At 38.6% G+C, this 18,694-nt stretch carries 25 protein-coding genes, 1 tRNA gene and 1 pseudogene; 11 read left to right on the forward strand and 16 right to left on the reverse strand.

Going from position 1 to position 18,694, the window contains the following annotated elements; all coding sequences use genetic code 11:
* On the forward strand, nucleotides 1-243 hold a 243-nt coding region (locus LJE12_RS12555), incomplete at its 5' end, for a hypothetical protein (RefSeq protein WP_227292208.1).
* A 306-nt stretch (nucleotides 244-549) separates the two neighbouring features.
* Here LJE12_RS12555 and LJE12_RS12560 read toward each other — a convergent pair.
* The 3 genes and pseudogenes from LJE12_RS12560 to LJE12_RS12570 form a co-directional block, all read right to left on the reverse strand.
* A pseudogene (locus tag LJE12_RS12560) lies at nucleotides 550-840 on the reverse strand (BRO-N domain-containing protein); the annotation flags it as partial.
* Between the two features lie 1,552 nt (nucleotides 841-2,392).
* Nucleotides 2,393-3,895, reverse strand: a complete 1,503-nt coding sequence (locus tag LJE12_RS12565; protein ID WP_227292211.1) for a hypothetical protein — start codon at nucleotides 3,893-3,895, stop codon at nucleotides 2,393-2,395.
* Nucleotides 3,896-3,900: 5 nt separating this feature from the next.
* Nucleotides 3,901-4,284 (reverse strand): hypothetical protein, encoded by a 384-nt coding sequence (locus tag LJE12_RS12570; RefSeq protein ID WP_118338751.1) that lies wholly within the window; start codon nucleotides 4,282-4,284, stop codon nucleotides 3,901-3,903.
* A gap of 137 nt (nucleotides 4,285-4,421) precedes the next feature.
* Here LJE12_RS12570 and LJE12_RS20700 point away from each other — a divergent pair, with 137 nt between their 5' ends.
* A complete protein-coding gene (locus LJE12_RS20700) occupies nucleotides 4,422-4,640 on the forward strand; it encodes a helix-turn-helix domain-containing protein (RefSeq protein ID WP_081678825.1) in 219 nt (72 codons plus the stop codon).
* A gap of 137 nt (nucleotides 4,641-4,777) precedes the next feature.
* Entirely contained in the window at nucleotides 4,778-5,347 is a 570-nt protein-coding gene (locus tag LJE12_RS12580; RefSeq protein WP_118338750.1) for a recombinase family protein, read from the forward strand.
* Here LJE12_RS12580 and LJE12_RS12585 read toward each other — a convergent pair.
* The 6 genes from LJE12_RS12585 to LJE12_RS12610 form a co-directional block, all read right to left on the reverse strand.
* Nucleotides 5,340-5,501: a hypothetical protein gene (locus LJE12_RS12585; RefSeq protein ID WP_186292061.1), complete on the reverse strand. Its 162-nt coding sequence runs from the start codon at nucleotides 5,499-5,501 to the stop codon at nucleotides 5,340-5,342. The genes LJE12_RS12580 and LJE12_RS12585 overlap by 8 nt on opposite strands.
* Complete coding sequence (locus tag LJE12_RS12590; RefSeq protein WP_227292213.1) at nucleotides 5,498-5,752, reverse strand: hypothetical protein; 255 nt, start codon at nucleotides 5,750-5,752, stop codon at nucleotides 5,498-5,500. The genes LJE12_RS12585 and LJE12_RS12590 overlap by 4 nt, the downstream gene beginning before the upstream one ends.
* 9 nt (nucleotides 5,753-5,761) lie before the next feature.
* Nucleotides 5,762-5,968 (reverse strand): hypothetical protein, encoded by a 207-nt coding sequence (locus LJE12_RS12595; protein WP_118574873.1) that lies wholly within the window; start codon nucleotides 5,966-5,968, stop codon nucleotides 5,762-5,764.
* Nucleotides 5,965-6,174, reverse strand: coding sequence for a hypothetical protein (locus tag LJE12_RS12600; protein WP_227292214.1), 210 nt, complete (start codon nucleotides 6,172-6,174; stop codon nucleotides 5,965-5,967). The genes LJE12_RS12595 and LJE12_RS12600 overlap by 4 nt, the downstream gene beginning before the upstream one ends.
* 179 nt (nucleotides 6,175-6,353) lie before the next feature.
* On the reverse strand, nucleotides 6,354-6,605 hold the full coding sequence (locus LJE12_RS12605; RefSeq protein ID WP_173721048.1) for a hypothetical protein: 252 nt from the start codon (nucleotides 6,603-6,605) through the stop codon (nucleotides 6,354-6,356).
* A 44-nt stretch (nucleotides 6,606-6,649) separates the two neighbouring features.
* Nucleotides 6,650-6,928 (reverse strand): hypothetical protein, encoded by a 279-nt coding sequence (locus LJE12_RS12610; RefSeq protein ID WP_118338745.1) that lies wholly within the window; start codon nucleotides 6,926-6,928, stop codon nucleotides 6,650-6,652.
* 293 nt (nucleotides 6,929-7,221) lie between these two features.
* Between LJE12_RS12610 and LJE12_RS12615 the strand changes: the two genes are divergently transcribed.
* From LJE12_RS12615 to LJE12_RS12650, 8 genes are all read left to right on the forward strand, one after another.
* Nucleotides 7,222-7,461 (forward strand): helix-turn-helix domain-containing protein, encoded by a 240-nt coding sequence (locus tag LJE12_RS12615; RefSeq protein WP_118338744.1) that lies wholly within the window; start codon nucleotides 7,222-7,224, stop codon nucleotides 7,459-7,461.
* A gap of 126 nt (nucleotides 7,462-7,587) precedes the next feature.
* On the forward strand, nucleotides 7,588-8,235 hold the full coding sequence (locus LJE12_RS12620; protein ID WP_118338743.1) for a SprT-like domain-containing protein: 648 nt from the start codon (nucleotides 7,588-7,590) through the stop codon (nucleotides 8,233-8,235).
* Between the two features lies 1 nt (nucleotide 8,236).
* Nucleotides 8,237-8,404 carry a hypothetical protein gene (locus tag LJE12_RS12625; protein WP_227292216.1) on the forward strand — a complete coding sequence of 56 codons (168 nt, stop codon included), beginning with the start codon at nucleotides 8,237-8,239 and terminating at the stop codon, nucleotides 8,402-8,404.
* Nucleotides 8,405-8,963: 559 nt separating this feature from the next.
* On the forward strand, nucleotides 8,964-9,863 hold the full coding sequence (locus LJE12_RS12630; RefSeq protein WP_147417473.1) for a hypothetical protein: 900 nt from the start codon (nucleotides 8,964-8,966) through the stop codon (nucleotides 9,861-9,863).
* A 118-nt stretch (nucleotides 9,864-9,981) separates the two neighbouring features.
* Nucleotides 9,982-10,161 carry a hypothetical protein gene (locus LJE12_RS12635; RefSeq protein ID WP_118338741.1) on the forward strand — a complete coding sequence of 60 codons (180 nt, stop codon included), beginning with the start codon at nucleotides 9,982-9,984 and terminating at the stop codon, nucleotides 10,159-10,161.
* On the forward strand, nucleotides 10,158-10,784 hold the full coding sequence (locus tag LJE12_RS12640) for a hypothetical protein (protein ID WP_227292219.1): 627 nt from the start codon (nucleotides 10,158-10,160) through the stop codon (nucleotides 10,782-10,784). The genes LJE12_RS12635 and LJE12_RS12640 overlap by 4 nt, the downstream gene beginning before the upstream one ends.
* Nucleotides 10,785-10,889: 105 nt before the next feature.
* Nucleotides 10,890-11,972 carry a radical SAM protein gene (locus tag LJE12_RS12645; protein WP_227292221.1) on the forward strand — a complete coding sequence of 361 codons (1,083 nt, stop codon included), beginning with the start codon at nucleotides 10,890-10,892 and terminating at the stop codon, nucleotides 11,970-11,972.
* A gap of 143 nt (nucleotides 11,973-12,115) precedes the next feature.
* Nucleotides 12,116-13,258 carry a site-specific integrase gene (locus LJE12_RS12650; RefSeq protein ID WP_227292222.1) on the forward strand — a complete coding sequence of 381 codons (1,143 nt, stop codon included), beginning with the start codon at nucleotides 12,116-12,118 and terminating at the stop codon, nucleotides 13,256-13,258.
* A 93-nt stretch (nucleotides 13,259-13,351) separates the two neighbouring features.
* Here the strand turns inward: LJE12_RS12650 and LJE12_RS12655 are convergent.
* The 7 genes from LJE12_RS12655 to LJE12_RS12685 all read right to left on the reverse strand — a co-directional run bounded on the left by LJE12_RS12655 (nucleotide 13,352) and on the right by LJE12_RS12685 (nucleotide 18,649).
* Nucleotides 13,352-13,423, reverse strand: a tRNA-Thr gene (locus tag LJE12_RS12655).
* A gap of 113 nt (nucleotides 13,424-13,536) precedes the next feature.
* The gene (gene sigH / locus LJE12_RS12660; RefSeq protein WP_049947391.1) at nucleotides 13,537-14,139 is read right to left on the reverse strand and encodes an RNA polymerase sporulation sigma factor SigH; all 603 of its coding nucleotides are present in this window, start codon (nucleotides 14,137-14,139) and stop codon (nucleotides 13,537-13,539) included.
* 115 nt (nucleotides 14,140-14,254) lie between these two features.
* Entirely contained in the window at nucleotides 14,255-14,992 is a 738-nt protein-coding gene (gene rlmB / locus LJE12_RS12665; protein ID WP_008705522.1) for a 23S rRNA (guanosine(2251)-2'-O)-methyltransferase RlmB, read from the reverse strand.
* On the reverse strand, nucleotides 14,989-15,468 hold the full coding sequence (locus tag LJE12_RS12670) for a Mini-ribonuclease 3 (RefSeq protein WP_022380425.1): 480 nt from the start codon (nucleotides 15,466-15,468) through the stop codon (nucleotides 14,989-14,991). The genes rlmB and LJE12_RS12670 overlap by 4 nt, the downstream gene beginning before the upstream one ends.
* Nucleotides 15,453-16,862, reverse strand: a complete 1,410-nt coding sequence (cysS, locus tag LJE12_RS12675) for a cysteine--tRNA ligase (protein WP_118633840.1) — start codon at nucleotides 16,860-16,862, stop codon at nucleotides 15,453-15,455. Before cysS ends, LJE12_RS12670 begins: the two co-directional genes overlap by 16 nt.
* 27 nt (nucleotides 16,863-16,889) lie before the next feature.
* Nucleotides 16,890-17,372, reverse strand: a complete 483-nt coding sequence (gene ispF, locus LJE12_RS12680; protein WP_025581017.1) for a 2-C-methyl-D-erythritol 2,4-cyclodiphosphate synthase — start codon at nucleotides 17,370-17,372, stop codon at nucleotides 16,890-16,892.
* 2 nt (nucleotides 17,373-17,374) lie between these two features.
* A complete protein-coding gene (locus tag LJE12_RS12685) occupies nucleotides 17,375-18,649 on the reverse strand; it encodes a sn-glycerol-1-phosphate dehydrogenase (protein ID WP_118338737.1) in 1,275 nt (424 codons plus the stop codon).
* Nucleotides 18,650-18,694 lie beyond the last annotated feature (45 nt).

Genomic DNA, 18,694 nt, shown 5'->3' on the forward strand with positions numbered 1-18,694 from the left:
CTGACGATACAAAAATTTATTATTTTTTATTGTCCTCTTGACGGGGAGCATACCAGCGCGAATACTGGGGGCTTCTTCTTATTTTTTATGGCAGACAAGAAAAGAAATAGCAAGATTCTCCATATAGACTTCACCTCCTCCCGTTGCCGGGTATCGGTTGGACAACACTGTAAGTATAACATATCTCTTGTCATTCTTGAAGTACAAACAGTTCTTAGAAGTATATCAAAACTTCTGTTCTGATTACTTTTGAGTTACTGAAGTTCAAAAAATCCTTTATTTTTAAGCAATAAAAAAAGCTGATGACGGGAATTGAACCCGTACTCATTACCCCTAGAATGCCGTAAAATCAAGGCTTTTCAGACTTTTAGTTTGAGTAACTTTGAGTAACACTTACTCAAAACCACTATATTTAATAAGAAAGGAAATTCAGTGCATCCGCTACTTCCAGTTATAATATAAGCTCATTCTATGAGTGGATTTATATTATCATTGGAAATTCCGGGAGGGTAAAATTTTCCCTCTCCCTTTTTATGCCCCTGTCTTTCATACTTCTGCTGTAACCCAGTGCTTAAACTCTTTTGCTGATGGAAGTTTGCTACTAAGGATGAGAGAGTAGAGACCGGATTCGTTGATGATAGTCATCTGCTGTGTTCCGGAAGGTGTTGCCATTTTAGCAACACCTCTATCTTCATTCTCAATCTTCTTTGAAATTGCACTTCTAGGATCAGAATAACCTAGAGCTTCTGCTACATCTTTACCTACAAACCACACTTCGTTATCAATTTCTACTGTTCTGACAGTGCCAAATTGTGGGTGAGTGAACACTGTTGGGGCAATTTGTGAGTCTGCTTCTGAAAGATGAGGTAGTATTTTGATACCCCATCATTATGTACATTTTTCCAAGGATGTCGATAGTTTCTACTCCCTCAACGTATTCCCTCCGCATACTAAAGGCATGTCCACTTGTGACACATCCTCATTCGCCATGAAGGGTGAATGGGAAATGCACAACTTTTCTCACTCAAAAACTTTATAAAATACTGCTGACTTTATTCGAATATATCTCTCAGAAATCAATCTCTGTTTCCAGAGGAACACTTTCCCAGCTATGTCCGAAAAATAAATTCTCTGGCTGTGTACTCAATCAGACCTACTATTTCACTTGTAACGTCACCTTTATATAGTAGGATTTTTTCTGCTTTGCTATTGTAATCATTCCTTTCTTTAACTTATGCGAGCCATGAGGGTCTTATAGTTTTCTCTCACTCGCTTCGCTCATTCGTTCAACTTCGAATAATATTTTTTCTACTTAATAAAAAAAGGTACAAATATTTTTTATATATAAAGATATATGTACAATTTTTATTTTGGTGGAAACTTTTCACCAACAAAAACAATCAACGTCTGAACGCAAAATTTTTTCAGAAGCAGCTGCTTTAGGCGAGGCGCTTAACCGCCGAGTGTAGAAAGTAGCGCTGAAAAAACTTTCATGTGTTCAGACCTCAGGCTTCGCCTTCCGGTCTACCGACTTAAAATACTGGTGTTTATGATGGATTGAATCTTTTTCTGGTTGACAGATTCTTAGATATATGAGAACATATCTTCATAAAATATATCTCTAGCAAGGAAACATCCCTACACTCGTTTTTGAGATGTCGTTAGTGTATCCGACAATGTTAAGCATTGCAAAACTAGCAATAGCCAAGGATGTATACTTACTAGGGACAATAAACCTATCAACTGAGCCATTTTTTGAAAACAAGGCATAAACCAAGGGGATAGTTTACTCTTTTTTATTTGTTTCGGAATCACTTGCATATTGATTTCATGATCTGCATATGCTATAATGCCAGTAGGCAAAAGGTATTAAAGTGTTTATAACAAAAAGAATGAAAGCCCTTGGAGCGGCAACTCCTTGGGCTTTCTTCTTATTTTATTACAGTGGATAAGAAACCACTAGGCTATTTGTTGTCCCTGTCGTGTCTGTCTAACCATTTGCAGATGAGATGGCAAGTCACACCTGCCGCAACAGTGACGATAAAGGTAATTAAAGTGTTTATAACGCTCACCTCCTCCCGTTGCCGGGTATCGGTTGGACAACACTGTAAGTATAACATATCTCTTGTCATTCTGGAAGTACAAACAGTTCTTAGAAGTTTATAAAATAATACTGGGTTTATTCGAGTATATCATCCTAAAATCATCTGCTCTGTTCCAGACAAGTATTTTATCACTGAACCTTGCAGACAGCTTCCTTGTTCTGTATACTCAAATAAACCCAGTATTTTAAGGGTAACTTTATCTTCTCAGCTTCCTTAAAAAAAGTTAAATTTCACACCTTAATTTTTGTGTACTTCGTTTTCTAATCTAACAACCCATTTTAACTCTTTCATAATTGAAAGGTCACTTTATAATATGTATTATTCCCCCAACTAAAGGTTACTTTCGAAAACAAAGATTCATCTTTAATGTTCCAGCTATAATAATCGTCGTCACCTTTTTCTTCACATTCACTTTCCTGACCTAACAATTCATCTACATCCCCTGCATAAAAGAACTCCCACCAGCCATAAAAGCGAACTCCACAAAGAATATTATTTTCATCAAAATGTAATTCTGCCGAATCAAAATAGCTTCCAAATATCTCATAGTCAAATTCTACAACATATTCTCCAAATTCATAACCATGTTCTTCACTGTCCTTTGCATCTTCTGGTTTAACTAATTCAAAGTTAGAATTAGTTTGAATAAATTGCAAACTTTTTCCCATATAAGAAAGTACTTCTGCAAAAGTTTCTGTTGCGTCATCACTCCAGTCTTCATCATCATAATGTGAAAATCTTTCTTTAAGCCGTTCTTTATCTTCTACAATTTGTTTTTTCCATGTTTCCTCTTGTTTTTCGTATAATTCGCTTAATCTTTCAGAAGAATCTTTATACGATTTTATTGATAAAAATATCTGCTCTGCTTGTGCATACTCTCCCTCAACTTCCAACTGTATTCCTTGCTGATATTTCTTTTCTTTAGTATATCGCAGAGCACATATACAACATAATATTGCACATAAAATAATACCTACACTACCAATTAATAGTTTCTTGTTCTTTTTCTTTCGTTTTTCTTCTAATATAATTTCTTGTTCACGAATTTCCTGTTGGTGTTTCTCCCACTCTTCTTCCTGTTTACGTTTTTCATTTTCTTTTTGACGTTTTCTTTCTGCTTCTACCAGTATTTTTTTTCTTTTCTCTTCTTCGATTTCTTTATTTTTTTCTGCAACTAATTCAGAAATTTTAGCTTCCGTTAGATATTGTCTTTGAGAACTTCTCGAATTACCACAAAAAGTACATGTTCTATTAACATTACTATTAGCTTTTCCGCAAGTACATTCCCAGAATCCTTCACTTTCTTCATAAAAGTAATGTACATACTCTAAATCAGACACATGAATTTCTAATTCTCGACGAATCTTTTCCCTTATATCTTCCGGCACTTTAATCTCTTTTTGTAAAAGTTTGCAAGTTGATTTGTTTAACGCATCCCATACTTCTCCGTCATCAAACACCACTTTTTCTAACTGTACGGAAAAATATCTAGCATCTGCTGGCAACGAAATAGGGATTCTATTGCCGTATAATTCGCCAGAACTTATTTTCATATCCTGATAGATAAATCGTTCCTTTTCCAGTGTAACAGCCTCACCTGCAATATTAGCCGCACGTAATCTTACAAATATTGCTACAATCGTTCCTTTTGAATAGTTGATAAATTTTATACGTCCTAACATATTTTTATCAACAGAATCTTGTAATAATGCAACTTCTTCTATATTTACCGGTGCATCTATAATTCCTATACTAGGTTTATAACATTGTATTTTCTTAAAATATTCCATACTCATCACCATTTATAGCCACAGTTATTACACTTGTAGCTTTTCCTTATATTACTACTAAAGATACCAAACATAGCACCGCCTACAGCTTTTGAACCTAAAGAAATCTTAGTTACATTCTCTGAGCCGCAAGTAGGACAATGAGGAACATTCCTTGCCGGTGTAGAATAATTTAATCCTGCAATATTATTTTCTTTTTTCTCAATAGGTGCATATGCAATAAACTTATGCACAGCCCCACAAAAACATTGAACATCTTCTTCAAAAAAATAAGTTCCCATTTTAGCTTCATATCGCAGAGTATTTTTTCGGAATTTCATTATCATATTACACTCTGAACATTCACCAAATATCCAGCCATCTTCTTCTTTGACATAATTCATATGCATAAAAATATCTCTCCTTTTTCTTTATACTTTGCACATTTTGTTCCTCCTTAGAAATAATTATAGTTATCTTTCTGACTATAGTCAACAATATAACTATCATTTATCCTTATTTTATCTTACTGAAAGGGGAACTAACGTTGATAGAATACAGTCCGTTCTGGAATACTCTTAAAAATTCAACTGAATCAACTTATACGCTGATTACTCAATATCATGTTTCCAGTGCTACTATTGACAAGTTACGCAAGAATAAACCTATGAACACTACAACGTTAAATGACCTCTGTCGTATCTTCGACTGCCAGATACAGGACATCTGCCAGTACACTCCCTCAAACAAAGACCAACACTTGTAAGTCTGCATTGCAGGCTTTTTTCTTCCCTTGTAGAGTTTCATAACTTAAAAGTATTGACACTTCTCTCGAAGTGACGTAAAATAGCAGTATACAGAGGTGTCATAACTTAGTGTCACTAACAAAAGGAGAAAATGAACATGATTTACGGATATTGTAGAGTATCAACCAAGGGGCAAGCTAAAGATGGTAATTCTCTTGATGCTCAGGAACAGGAAATTCTTTCAAGGTACAGTGATGCTCATATTTATAAGGAAGCATACACAGGAACTACTACTGATAGACCTGTATTCAATGAAGTTATCCGACAGATGCAGGAAAATGATATGCTTGTAGTAAGTAAACTGGACAGGCTTGCAAGGAACACAGAAGAAGGAATCAAGATAGTAAAGAATCTGTTCCTGAAAAAGTGTTCTGTCCATGTTCTCAACGTCGGCTTGCTGGAAGATACAGCTATGGGACAGTTCTTCATAACTACTCTCCTAGCAGTAGCAGAACTTGAAAGGAATCAGATTATTGAACGCTGTCAGACTGGAAAAGCCATTGCACGACAGAACCCGGATTTTACTGAGGGCAGACCGAAAAAGTATTCCCGGCAGCAGGTGCAACACGCTTTAGACCTGTTAGAATCTCATTCCTATAAACAAGTCGAACAAATGACAGGAATCAGCAAATCAACGCTTATCAGAGCCAAGAAAGCCCTCAAATGAGAGGGCTTTTCAACTCAGCAATCATACAAGCTGTACCCTGCGGTACATTCCTTGAAAATTCTTCTGCATCTTCATAATTTCCGAAGTGTCTTTCATTAACGATCTGAGACTCAAAAGCATCAATCTTTACGACAATCACTGTATAATATTTCATATGTAATCTTCCTCCCAGTTTATAGTTATAATTGTCTCATTATAAACAACAGTCATTTCATACTCATTGCACGTACAGTTCTCTGTTACGTCTAACTTCATATTGTTATCACCAAACTCAAGAACTACTGAATCTTCACCTTTATAGATGTTTTCTATCACAGTAGTAAAAGTACAGTTTAAACCTACACTTATAATCGTTACACTTACTCTTTTTTCAATAGACCATAATTCATACAGTTTTTCTAACATATGTATCTCCTATTCTTCGATAAATAAACAGTGCATCATCTGTAAGCAACTTCTGACCCCGGCTTTAAAAGCATTTGCTTCTACTACAGAAGAAAGTTCAAAAATTGTATCTTCTGTAGGATTCTGAATAGCTTTTTTCATGGCTTCTATCACCTCCGGTTCATGTCCAGAGTTGCACCAATTATCAAAGAGCAAATAAATAATAGCTTCTTTCATTTCATGATTCCTCCTGTATTATCAAGCTGATTCCATAGCTGTACTGCTGTCTTGAAACCTACATCAAATGCCTGACGTTCATTGTTCTCACAGTAAGCCCTGATTTCCTGCTGTTCCTCTGCTGTCAGCTTCTCAATAGCTTCTGGCAATCCTGCTGTACATCTGTTTCCTGTCCACAAGCTGAACAGTACTTGCAACACATCCATAGCCTCACCCCCTTAATATCCAATGGATTATCATTGCCAGCGGCGGCACTGTCAGAATCATAAACATTGATATTCCGTAAAGCACCTGTGCCAGCTTGTGTTTAATATATTTTCTCAGTTGTCGTTTGAACAGCTCTAGCCACTGTTCATAAGTCATTAATCTATTCATAGGCTATTCGTTACCCCTTTATCTCTGTAAGCCCTGTTATCACATCATCATAACGGCTGTCTGTATTCTGAGAATCAAATGTAATAATTACAGGTGTACCGTCTGCCAGTTCTGCATCATAGCCCCACTCTTCACCTTCAGAATCAACTACTGACTGAATATCAGAATAATAAATACCTGTATCAAGATAGGTTGTCTCTGCTATGGGAGCAGTTACAGCCAGTGCTGAAAGAATAGCTTTAATCATTGCATATTTAATCATGTTCTCACCTTTCAGCGGTTAACCTCCACCGCAAGGATGAATATTTATTTAACATATAATCTTCTGTACTGGCTGATTCTCTGATACTCTGCAAGGCTTCCTAAGTCTGCCTCAAGTCTCTTTGTGTCAACTGTTCTTCTTTCACAGGTGGAAAGTTTGATTGTAAAATCATTGCCTGTCTCTGTCAGCTTTTCATTAGCATCCATATAGCCGATGATTTCATATTCAAGACTTTTAACCTCTGCATCAATCTGTTCTTTCATGGCTTTCATGCTTCTGTAATCTGCTACGACTCTCTCTAATTCTTTCATTGTTCTACACATATCTTTGTCCTCCTGATTTGTTGCAACCCTTCAAGCATCTTCCTGACTATTGTTACTGTACTGTTCACTCACAGGTATATGGCTTGAAGTTTGTGGACGCTTTCGGCTGTTCTGGTTGCTTCTGTGTTGTTTCATTTGATGACTTTATTGTACACTATTGTGTACTTATAGTCAATTGTCAATTGTACACAAAAGTATACTTATTGTTTTTGATATTTTACACAAAAGTGTACAATATTCTCAATTGACATTCAGAACACTATCGTGTACTATATAAATATGGAGGTGATTACATGGCAGAGCGTGAAAAACAATATAAAGGAATCATTAGTTATGAAAAATTATGGAATCTTATGCAAACAAAAAATATAAAAAAAAGAGACTTGAGAGAGACTTATAAAATTTCTCCTACTATTATTAGTAGACTTAGCAACAACGCAAACGTAGCTGTAGACACTATCATGTATCTTTGTGAAATCTTAAACTGTCAGCCCAGTGATATTATGGAATACATCCCGCCGGAATCAGTTTAAACTTAAGTACACATTAGTATACAATCGTCACAATAAAACAAGTATACTTTTGTGTACTTTTATTCTTGTTTATAAGTACACTTTAGTGTACAATATGAGTATCAAATAAAGAAAGAAGGTACTCATATGAAGAAACTTACAAACTATCAGAGAACAGCACAGTACTTAAACAAAGTATTCAAACTTATCAATGAAGAATACTTCAACAATGAACTGGAAGTACCAACAATAACTATACAGAGTACTGTAGGTGCTTACGGTCATGTATCAGTCAACAAAGTATGGCACAATGATACAGTAGCAACACACGAACTTAATCTATCTGCTGATTATCTCAACAGACCGATTGAAAATATAGTTGCTACACTGATACATGAAGGTTGTCACTTGTACGCATTACAGAATAATATCAAAGATACATCTAACAGAGGTATCTACCACAACAAGAGATTTAAAGCATTAGCCGAAGAAAGAGGTTTACAGATTAGCAGGCACGAAACTTATGGCTGGACAATCACAGAGCCTACAGAAAAGACCTTAGACTTCTGCATTATAAATCAGTTGGAAGATATACAGATTGTCAGGCAGACAGCTTACAGCATAGGAATCTCTGGCGGCAAAGCTGGCTCAGGTTCAGCACCTATAGCAAGACCAAAGAAGCCCAGCAGTACAAGAAAATACATTTGCCCTTGTTGCGGAAACTCTTTCAGAGCCACAAAAACATTAAGGGTACTCTGTATGGATTGCAATGTTCAGTTTGAGGAGGTACGGTAGTATGTTTTTAACAGCAGTTATTCTTATATTATTTTTCAGTCTGTCAGATTTAGCAAAATGGATGAATCAGAACGGGGCTACAGATAAACAGAAACTCTTTGTCTTTGGCGGTATATTTGTTCTTATAGTAGTAATCATTAATCTACTTGCCATTGCAGGCGCATCATAAGAGAGGTGGACAACCTCTCTTTTTTTTGTATCAAACTAGGGGTACTTATGCCCTGAGAGGGTTTATAAATCTGGAAAAACTGTGTATGCTGGTCTGTTTCGATACCGAGTCCAAAAATAAGTCGATAAAACTATATTATATTTCTGTGCTTTTCTACTCCAAATTTATTTTTTCTTTTATACTCTACGGTTCCAGATTCTCGGTTCCGTCTGCATAAGTTAGATACATTAAACTTATGTGAATTCTTTATCTGTACTATTTTTATCATTTTCGAACATTTTAATTTTTTTAAATTTTTTCAAATTTTTGTTGACTTTCGTATTTCAAAGTGTTACAATGTGAAATAATAAAATATTTCTAAGCAAAATCCAGTCCATTTCGGACAAGATTATCCAAACTACAGTTGAATATAAAAACTCCAAGGCAGGGATATTTCTGTCTCTTCCTTGTTCTATATATATTATAATCATTATAACAGAAGGGATGTGGTCACAATGATTGTCTATAGCAGTCTCCCAAACACTATCACGCAGTACTAAAGAAAGTAGGTTTATAGAAAATGAATGTAAACAAAAGAAACAATTATCAACTCACTGGGAGCATTCACACGCTGTCACTTATCAGTCTGCCAGTAACAGACATAGACGAAAGTATAGCCCCCTGTTTTGACACTCTGTCCAGCAGAGAAAACTTATCCTACAGCAAAATAAACGCCAACAAGCTAGTAGGTGACTTATTCTCCTATGATGAGTTTAAAACAGCTTTTGACACGATTCTGGGCGGCGCAGGCATAGAGTCATACAGTCTTAGCCGCTTCGATATGAGATTCGATTCGTTTGACCCGGAACATTACAGGGATTATGCCAAACTTAACAGATACCTCATCTCTGCCCTTGCAGTAACCTATAATGTCCAAAACTGCTACGACAGCAGGAATCTGTTCTCTCAGAAGCAACTCTCTGTAGCAATCAAGAATAAACGCTTCGAGTGTGAAAACTACGACAAGGAAGCAGAAAGCGGCGGCAGAGACCCGGCATATGCAAGGTTGGAGCTGAGAAGCAAGTGCCTGACAAGTAATGACATTGAAAAGCAGTTTCATGGTTGGTACATACGTCTGGACAAAGCACTAAAGAACCTTGATAAAGTGCATCAAAGATACAATGATGAGCTGGAAAAGATATACAAGGAAGAAAAAGACGCTTTTCCAGTGAAGTTCAGAAGTCTTACTGATTTCCTTATACAGTATCAGAACTGCATCTTCTGTAAAGCCCAGATGATTGACCTGCTGTCAAGGTTTGATGAAGTAAAGAATCCTGAAACCAGAGCCAAGAATCACAAGAAAAGATACGGCATTGAGTATTTCAGCAAGATGGATGTAGAGTACGCTGTTGCAGAGATTAAAAGAGCAGCAGAAAAATTCTTTGAGGGTACAGAAATGAACCTTTTTGAAAAAAGTTGAACCTCCACTTTTAATAAATATAGCTTCAAAAACTAATGATTAAGATGTCGTCCTGATGTCTTAATATGTTAGACATTATACTTACTATACTAATACTAAGAAAGGAATGATTCTTATTATGAAAAAGAATGATTTTATCTACAGTGGTAGTGCATTGTACAGAATCTCTAAGATAGAGAACAACCTAGTCAAGGTAGTACCTACTTCCAGAAAGATGACCTGTTCTCTTGCTTCCAGAACCTATCATCAGTCACAGCTTGAAGATTTAGGCTACAAAATAAGAGGTGATCTGCTATGATGAAGAAGCCTACTACCAAAAAACTCCCGGAGAAGCAGGTTGCGAGAACAGTTACAGCTAAAGGCAAGCCGTTTATGAAACTCTTCTCTGATGAAAAATTCTACCAATATCCAAGATACACCAACGTCTTTGTTTCTCAGTACGGAAACGTCATTTCTACTACAGGAACAGTTCCGCATCTGTTAACACCTCAGCTTGAATCCAACAACTACTTATCCGTATTTCCCTGCAAAAAAGGAAAGAAGAAAAAATTTTACATTCACAGACTGGTAGCAGAGGTTTGGTGCCAGAAACCAGACTTTGAAATTCTAAACTGTCCTCTCGAAGTTCATCACAAATTAAAAGTACTCAGAAACTCAACGATAGACGTTAACTTTGCTATGAACTTAGAGTATTTGTACAAGCCACATCACAAGGCTATAGAATACATAAAGAGCTATCAAGTGCAAAGACCAACAGGAAAATGGTTTTATCTCTCAGATGTTCACGCAATAGCAGAATACTATAATACTTCTACTTATTCAATCTATCAACTTCTCACTCGTTCCCCTAAAGAAATCAAAGGTAACTACGAAATTTATGAATCAGACAATATCAAAATCAAAGTAAGAAAGGAACAATAACTATGACATTTTATACAATAACAGACCGAGTCGAAGAATATATGCAGTGGCTTAATGATACCAAAGAGTTTCCGCTTGATTATTCCAAATGTTAAGGAGGTTCCTATGGATTATGAATTACATTTAGCAGGCTTAGAAATAGAAATCACAAGAGACTGCAATCTTAACTGCCCTCACTGTATGCGCTATGAGCCAAATGAGCCAATGGATGCCTACAGGGGTACAGTTATAGCCCCTGAGGTTATAGATGCCTTATTTGACCGCTACAGACACATAGAACTCCTATTATTGACAGGCGGCGAGCCTATGTTACATCCAGAGATGATTACTTATATAGTCGATAAGATTATAGAAAAGCAAGTCTACGTGGAACAGATACAGGTTATCACTAACGGTACAATAGCAAGTAAGGAAGCTGTCACAGCATTAAATAAGGCATACGAGTATATTACTGAGAACTGTGTTGACTGGGAGTACCCGGTTCATATAGGAATCAGCACAGACTACCATGATAACCAAAGTTCAATACAGACTGTATACAACTTCTACAAACAACAATGTAAGTTTGATGTCAGATTACATCAAGTCGATTTATCTGATGCAAAGCAATTAGCGCTTACATACTCTGGCAGGGCTAAAGCTTTAACCAATATAAATGAATATCTTGACCCTATCAATCATAAAATCTGTACATCCGCAAACGGAAAAGTTCTGTGTATGCTAGGCTTGACTCTCACTGGAAATTTTGTTCTGGCTACTCAGCATTCATTCCAAGATGCAGACAATCCAGAAAATATCCTCTGTCCTGTAGACGGAAATCTCTTACTTGCTATCATGCAATGGAACTATAAACATCCTCTGAACTGTGAAGAAGTTAAAGTAAAAGCATGGACGCAACATACTCTTGATACAGGAAATTATTTTGGCAAAAAAGCCACAGCTCACGATTATGAAATCTGCAAACAATCCCTTGAATACTACAATGACACAGAAATATACAGAAAAGAAGTCCATGAACAGTTTCCTGCGCTGTACCCGGATGATATAGAAAATATCTCTAATATGTCAGAAGAACAATCTTATCTCTGCTGTCAAATTCAAGCTACACTTCTACAGAGGACACGTTCCTCTACACCTATTGATACATCTTGTTGGTGTACCTGTCCTAAGAAAGAATCACAAAATTAAAACTACAGGCAAGGGCTGTTTTCAGTCCTTGCCCTTACAAAGGAGAAATTAATATAGATACTACAATTTCATTTATTTCATTTCAATATCTGCTGAAAAATGGTATAATAGATACAGCGGATGTGCTGGAAAAAGCACAAGAAATGAAAAAACAAGAATTAATAAATATGAACCCGTGGAAAATGTATCAGGGAAAAGATTCCTGCTGGTACGTGTATCTCCCGTCTGAAAATGACCCTCAGAAGAGAGGAAAAAGAGTCAAGAGAAAAGATAAGAAAGATTTAGAGAATTTCTTAGCTGATTACTGGAAAGAAAAATCTTTCAATCCTACTGTCGAAGAAGTTTTTAATGAATGGAATGACCGAAGATGTAATTTAGGCAATATAGCCCAGTCAACCCATGAAAGAAATCAGCAAACATTCAACAGACACTACACCGACTTTGGAAAAAGAAAGATTAAATCTTTGGAGCCGCGCGATATTCAAGACTTTCTTGAAAGCGAAATCGGACAAAAAGAGCTGACTTCCAAGGCATTCTCAAATCTGAAATCTATTACTGTCGGATTTCTAAAGTATGCCAAAAGAGAACAGTATATTTCTTTCAATGTCAAAGAGACACTGGATGATCTGGATGTACGAGACAGCACCTTCAAAAAGACTGTCAAGGAAGATTATGAAGAAGTATTTGACGAACTGGAACTTCCGAAGTTTACAAAATATCTTGCTGAGAATGCTGATATTGTGAACCTGGGAATCATGCTCATGTTAGTAACCGGTATTCGTGTCGGTGAGCTGGCTGCGTTAAAATGGGATGACTATGACGGAAACGGCTTGAAGATTCGCAGAACAGAAACCAGATACCAAGTGAAAAAAGGACAGTACGTTTACACAATCAAGGACTTTCCGAAAACGGCAGCAGGAGCAAGATATGTTATCATTCCTGAGGATTGTTTGTGGATAATGAAGAAACTCAAAGCTATGAATCCCTTTACAGAATTTATCTTTATGAAAAAAGACAAGCGTCTGACTACTGTATCATTCAGAAACAGGCAATATAGAATCTGCAAGAAAATTGGATGCTATCCAAAATCACCTCACAAGCTGAGAAAAACTTACGCTTCTCTTCTCTCCGATTACAACGTAGACCCTAAAATGACAATCGAACAGATGGGACATACAAATATTTCCTGTACACAAGGACATTATTTCAGGAATAGGAAGAGTCTCAGTACAAAAACTGCAATTCTGAGCAGTATCCCGGAACTGCAAATTGCACAAAAAAAATAATCAGAACCTATGTCCTGATTATCTTGAGTAACTTTTTGAGTAACTTTGATTTACTGGCACCTCACAAACCCAGTAAATAAGCTATTCTTAGCAAGCTGATGACGGGAATTGAACCCGTGACCCCTTCCTTACCAAGGAAGTGCTCTACCTCTGAGCCACATCAGCATTGTGTCGGATTTACCGCTCACATTTAAATATACTACCAGAACTTGTTTGTATTGTCAATCCCTATTTTTAACTTTTTGATTTTTATTTTTGAGTTTTATACAGATATCTTTCTATTTTTGATATTGCTCCAACTGCTCTCTGATCTTGATTCGGATACGCTGTAATGCATTATCTATGGATTTGGGTGTTTTTCCCATGATCCGGGCAATCTCTCCGTATCCGTTTCCTGCCAGATAATATTCAAGAACCTGGTTCTCCATTGGACTTAACGTTGCTGTTATCTCCTGCTCCAGATCCTGGACATTCTCCTGGTCAATAATGATAGACTCCGGGTTCTCTCCCCAGTTATCTCCAAGATGTTCTTCATTTTCCCCATCCTGTTCGCTGAGGGAAATATAGGAATTCAGTGGCTGGTGCTTCTGCCTGTTGGAACTCTGGATGGCGTTGTAGATCTGTCTGTCCACACATATACTGGCAAAGGTCTGGAATGCAGCATCCCTGTCCGGCTGGTAATCGCGGACTGCCTTAAACAGTCCGATCATGCCTTCCTGTATCAGGTCATCGTTCTCCCCGCCTATCAGGAACATGGTCCTTGCTTTCTTGCGGACCATGTTCTTGTATTTTTCCATCAGATAGTCGAGGATTTCTGATTCCCCGTTTTTGAAACGGGAAATTAATTCTTCATCTTTAATTCCGTCATACTGTTTCATCAATTTAACCCTTCCGTTTTTCTGAAAATCTCTATCATTCGCCCAGAGGGCTTCTTATAGCATAACAATATTGTGGAATAATTTTCTGCTGCAAAAATTCAAGCAGTCTGAGATAAACTTACTTCTTCTGCAGTCTCTGACGTACAATCTCATATCCAAGTACTCCGGCTGCCACAGATGCATTGAGGGAATCAATGTCACCCTTCATAGGAATAGATGCCACGAAATCACACTTCTCACGGATCAGTCTGCTTACACCTTCACCTTCATTGCCGATCACTACGCCGATCGGACCTGTCAGGTTAAGATTGTACATGGTTTCACCGCCCATATCTGCACATACAAACCACATGCCCTGTTCTTTCAGTTCATCGATGGTATGTCCCAGATTGGTAACTTTTGCAACAGGTGTATAGTTTAATGCACCTGCTGAAGTCTTGGCAACTGTGGAAGTCAGGCCAACTGCTCTTCTCTTGGGAATAATCACCCCATGTGCACCTGCAAGGTTTGCTGTACGGATGATTGCACCAAGATTATGAGGATCCTCAATATTATCCAGGATAAAGATAAAGGGATCTTCTCCTTTTTCCCTTGCCTTCGCAAGAATATCTTCTACACTTGCATATTCATAGGCTGCCACCTGAGCGATTACGCCCTGATGTGCGCCTGTCTCGCTTAACTGATCCAGACGTTCTTTTGCCACATAGTTAATAATCGTATCTTTTTTTCTTGCCTCTCTGGCAATAGTGCGGACCGGTCCGTCCTGGCATCCGTCCAGGATAAAAAGCTTATCTACACATTTGCCGGAACGAAACGCTTCCAGAACCGCATTGCGTCCTTCTATCTGTTCACTCATATCTTATCCTCTCCAATCCCTGCACGGACCAGTTCTATGATCCTGCTGAAATCATCTTTTAAATATAAATAGCCCATCAGAGCTTCAAATCCTGTTGCCCTGCGGTAGTCTGCCATGGTTGCATGTTTAGCCATTGTAGGAGAATGAGCATTCCTTCCTCTTCTGTAAACGCTGTGTTCCTCCTCTGTAAGCATGGGCTCGATTACTTCCATCATGGAAGACTGAGTTCCTGCCTTAACCAGACTGCTGGCTTTTCTGTGAAGCTGATTTACCGGACAGTTGCCTTTTTTTACAAGGATCGTGCGGATCACCAGTTCATAGACGCCATCTCCGATATACGCCAATGTCAGCGGAGAATAGGTTCGCAAGTCTTTATCTTCCAAATGAAACAACTGATGAAGCATGCCTTTCAAACTACTCAAATTCTCTTCATTAAGTCCGTTTGTTTCACTCATATCATTTAAGCTCGTTTCCATTTTACTCCCTCGCGGGTATCCTTAAGGATGATTCCCTTAGCCAGAAGCTCATCTCTGATCTCATCTGCTCTTGCGAAATTCTTTGCTTTTCTTGCTTCCTGACGCTCTGCGATCAGGTCTTCGATTTCTTTATCAAGGATTTCTTCTGTTTTCACAGCCTTCAGACCAAGTACATCGCATAATTTCACCATTGTGTCAAGAAGTGCTCCTGCAAATTCTGCGGAACTTGCCTCTGATACATTTGTATTTGCAAATTTAACCAGTTCAAAAATTGCTGCCAGTGCATCTGCTGTGTTGAAATCATCATCCATAGCTTCTTCAAATTTCTTTACGAATTCCTGTGCCTGTGCAAGCAGTTCTTTCTCTGCATCTGTTGCAGTTTCTGTCTGTGCTGCTGCTTTTCTGTCCTTTAAGTTTGCTGCTGCATCTGTGATACGCTCTAATGCATTCTTTGCAGCTTCCATCAGATCTGCGCTGAAATTCAGCGGACTTCTGTAATGTGCGTTCAGCATGAAGAAACGAAGCACCTGCAGGTCATACTGTTCACTGATTTCACGAACAGTACGGAAGTTTCCAAGAGACTTGGACATTTTTCTGTTATCAATATTTAAGAATGCATTGTGCATCCAGTATTTTGCAAAGATTTTGTCGTTGCAGCATTCACTCTGTGCGATTTCGTTCTCATGATGAGGGAAGATCAGATCTTCTCCGCCTGCATGGATATCAATCTCATCGCCAAGGTATTTTTTCGCCATAACAGAACACTCAATATGCCATCCCGGACGTCCGTCACACCATGGTGAAGGCCAGGATGGTTCTCCCTCTTTCTTCGGTTTCCAGAGAACAAAATCCAGTGGATCTTCTTTCTGGTCTTCACCGGATACCTGCAGAGAACGGAAGCCGGACTGCAGATCATCCAGGTTCTTGTGCGAAAGTTTGCCATATTCTTTGAACTTCTTAACTCTGAAATAAACAGTACCGTCTGCTGCCGGATAAGCATATCCCTTATCAACCAGAGTCTGGATCATACTGATCATTCCGTTGATTTCCTGTGTTGCCTGTGGATTGGTTGTGGCAGGTTTTACATTCATGCCATCCATATCTTTCTTACACTCTGCAATATAACGCTCGGAAATTTCCTGTGCGCTTACGCCCTCTTCGATTGCTTTCTTGATGATCTTGTCATCTACGTCTGTAAAATTGGAAACATAGTTTACTTCATATCCTTTGTATTCCATATATCGGCGTACGGTATCGAAGATGATCATCGGACGTGCATTTCCGATATGGATCAGGTTGTATACAGTCGGACCGCAGACATACATACGAACTTTTCCCTCTTCAAGAGGTACGAATTCTTCTTTTCTACGTGTCAGTGTGTTAAAAAGTTTCATGTTTTATTCCTCCAGTTTTCTCTATCATTAACTCTCTTTTCTTTCATTAAGAAGACAGATCGCCTGAGATGCAATTCCTTCTTCTCTTCCCGTAAATCCCAGTTTTTCCTCTGTAGTGGCCTTAATGTTCAGCTGAGACTCATTGATTCCCATTGCTTTTGCCATATTGGCTCTCATCTGTGGAATATGAGGTGCCATCTTTGGTTTCTGTGCAATGATCGTTGCATCTATATTTCCGATCTCATAATGGTGCTCTCTCAAAAGCTTCGTCACATGTTCCAGCAGCAGAATACTGGAAATTCCTTTATATACAGGGTCTGTATCCGGAAAATGTTTTCCGATATCGCCCAGTGCAGCAGCTCCCAGAAGTGCATCCATAACTGCATGGATCAGTACATCTGCATCTGAATGTCCCAGGAGACCTTTTTCCCAGTCTATCTTCACACCACCCAGAATCAGATCTCTATCTTCGGTCAGTCTGTGTACATCATATCCCATTCCAACACGCATAATCATTCTCCTCTTATATCCAGCATCTTGCTGATTCTCAATAAGCTTAACCGTCTCCTTGTATAAGGAGCAAGTCTGAGGCTTGGCAAAACAGCCGATTCATCGAGTCCGATATCATAAACGGTTTTCGCGCATCCGGCTTTCTCCAGCAAATGGAACATAGTCTGTTCACTGGGAAGCTCATCAATAATCTCCTCTATCCCGTTCAGGCATTTTTCCAGATGCTGGGGTGAAATAGTTTCTAACAATTCCGGCTCATTTTCTTTTCTTATTTCTTCCAGAAGTCCTTTTTTTCCAAAAGTTTCTTTCAGAAGCTCTTCGTCCTCATTCTCATAGGGTTTTGCGTGACATCTTCCCTGTGTGATGGCTGCAGCGATACGCTTGTATTCTTCCAGTACAAGAAGTGCTGCTACAGAAACCTTCTCTCCGTGGAGTGCATCCAGCGGACCATTGATCACTTCCATATCCCACAGATGTGTGACCTGGTGCTCTGCACAGGACGCAGGCCTTGAATTACCAATCATCTGCATTGCAAGTCCGGAAAGAATCAATGCATACATAAGCTGTTCGCATTCATCTTCCTCTCCCTCTGTAATATCCTGAATCGAAGATTTCACAGTTTTTAACGCTTTCTCTTCCAGCTTTACAGTTTCGCGGCAAAAATACTCTCCGGTGACCAGGTTCGCGATCTTCCAGTCTGCAAGACAGATGTATTTCGCCATCAGGTCTGAAATCCCGGCTGCAGTCAGGCGCTGTGGTGCTTTTGAAAAAATATCTGTATCTGCATATACACAGATCGGAGCTACTGAAGGCACAGTCTTCTTTACTCCATCCAGGGTCATTGCTGCTACTGTTGTTACAAATCCATCTCCACTTGCTGCGGTAGGCACTGAAATGAAAGGTACTTTGTAATTATGTGCAATATAACGGCTGATATCATGGATCGTGCCTGCTCCTACTGCAAGGATCAGGTCAATGTCCTCTTCCATGTTGTTCTCCACAATTTTTATTGCATGCCGGTCTGCCTGAAGTCCCTCTGCATCCAGAACAAGTACCTGACACCTGTCATAGATATCCTCCATAAGTTCTTCTGTTGCTGCATAGGTATTGGTATCGCAGATGACCAGCGGGGATATGTACTCTCTGAGCATTCCCTCTGACATCTCTTCTTCAAGCTTCTCTACAGCTCCGGCTTCTATCAAAATCTCTTTCACTGCAATCTGGTGTTCCCTGCCGCAGCTGCAAGGTCGGGCAAAATCGTCCGCATCAACTCGCATTTAAATTCTTCCTCCTGACTTTCCTGAATCAAGCGGATAAAATCA

Source organism: Blautia sp. DFI.6.71 (assembly GCF_020593585.1).
In the GTDB taxonomy this organism is placed as follows: domain Bacteria; phylum Bacillota; class Clostridia; order Lachnospirales; family Lachnospiraceae; genus Blautia_A; species Blautia_A wexlerae.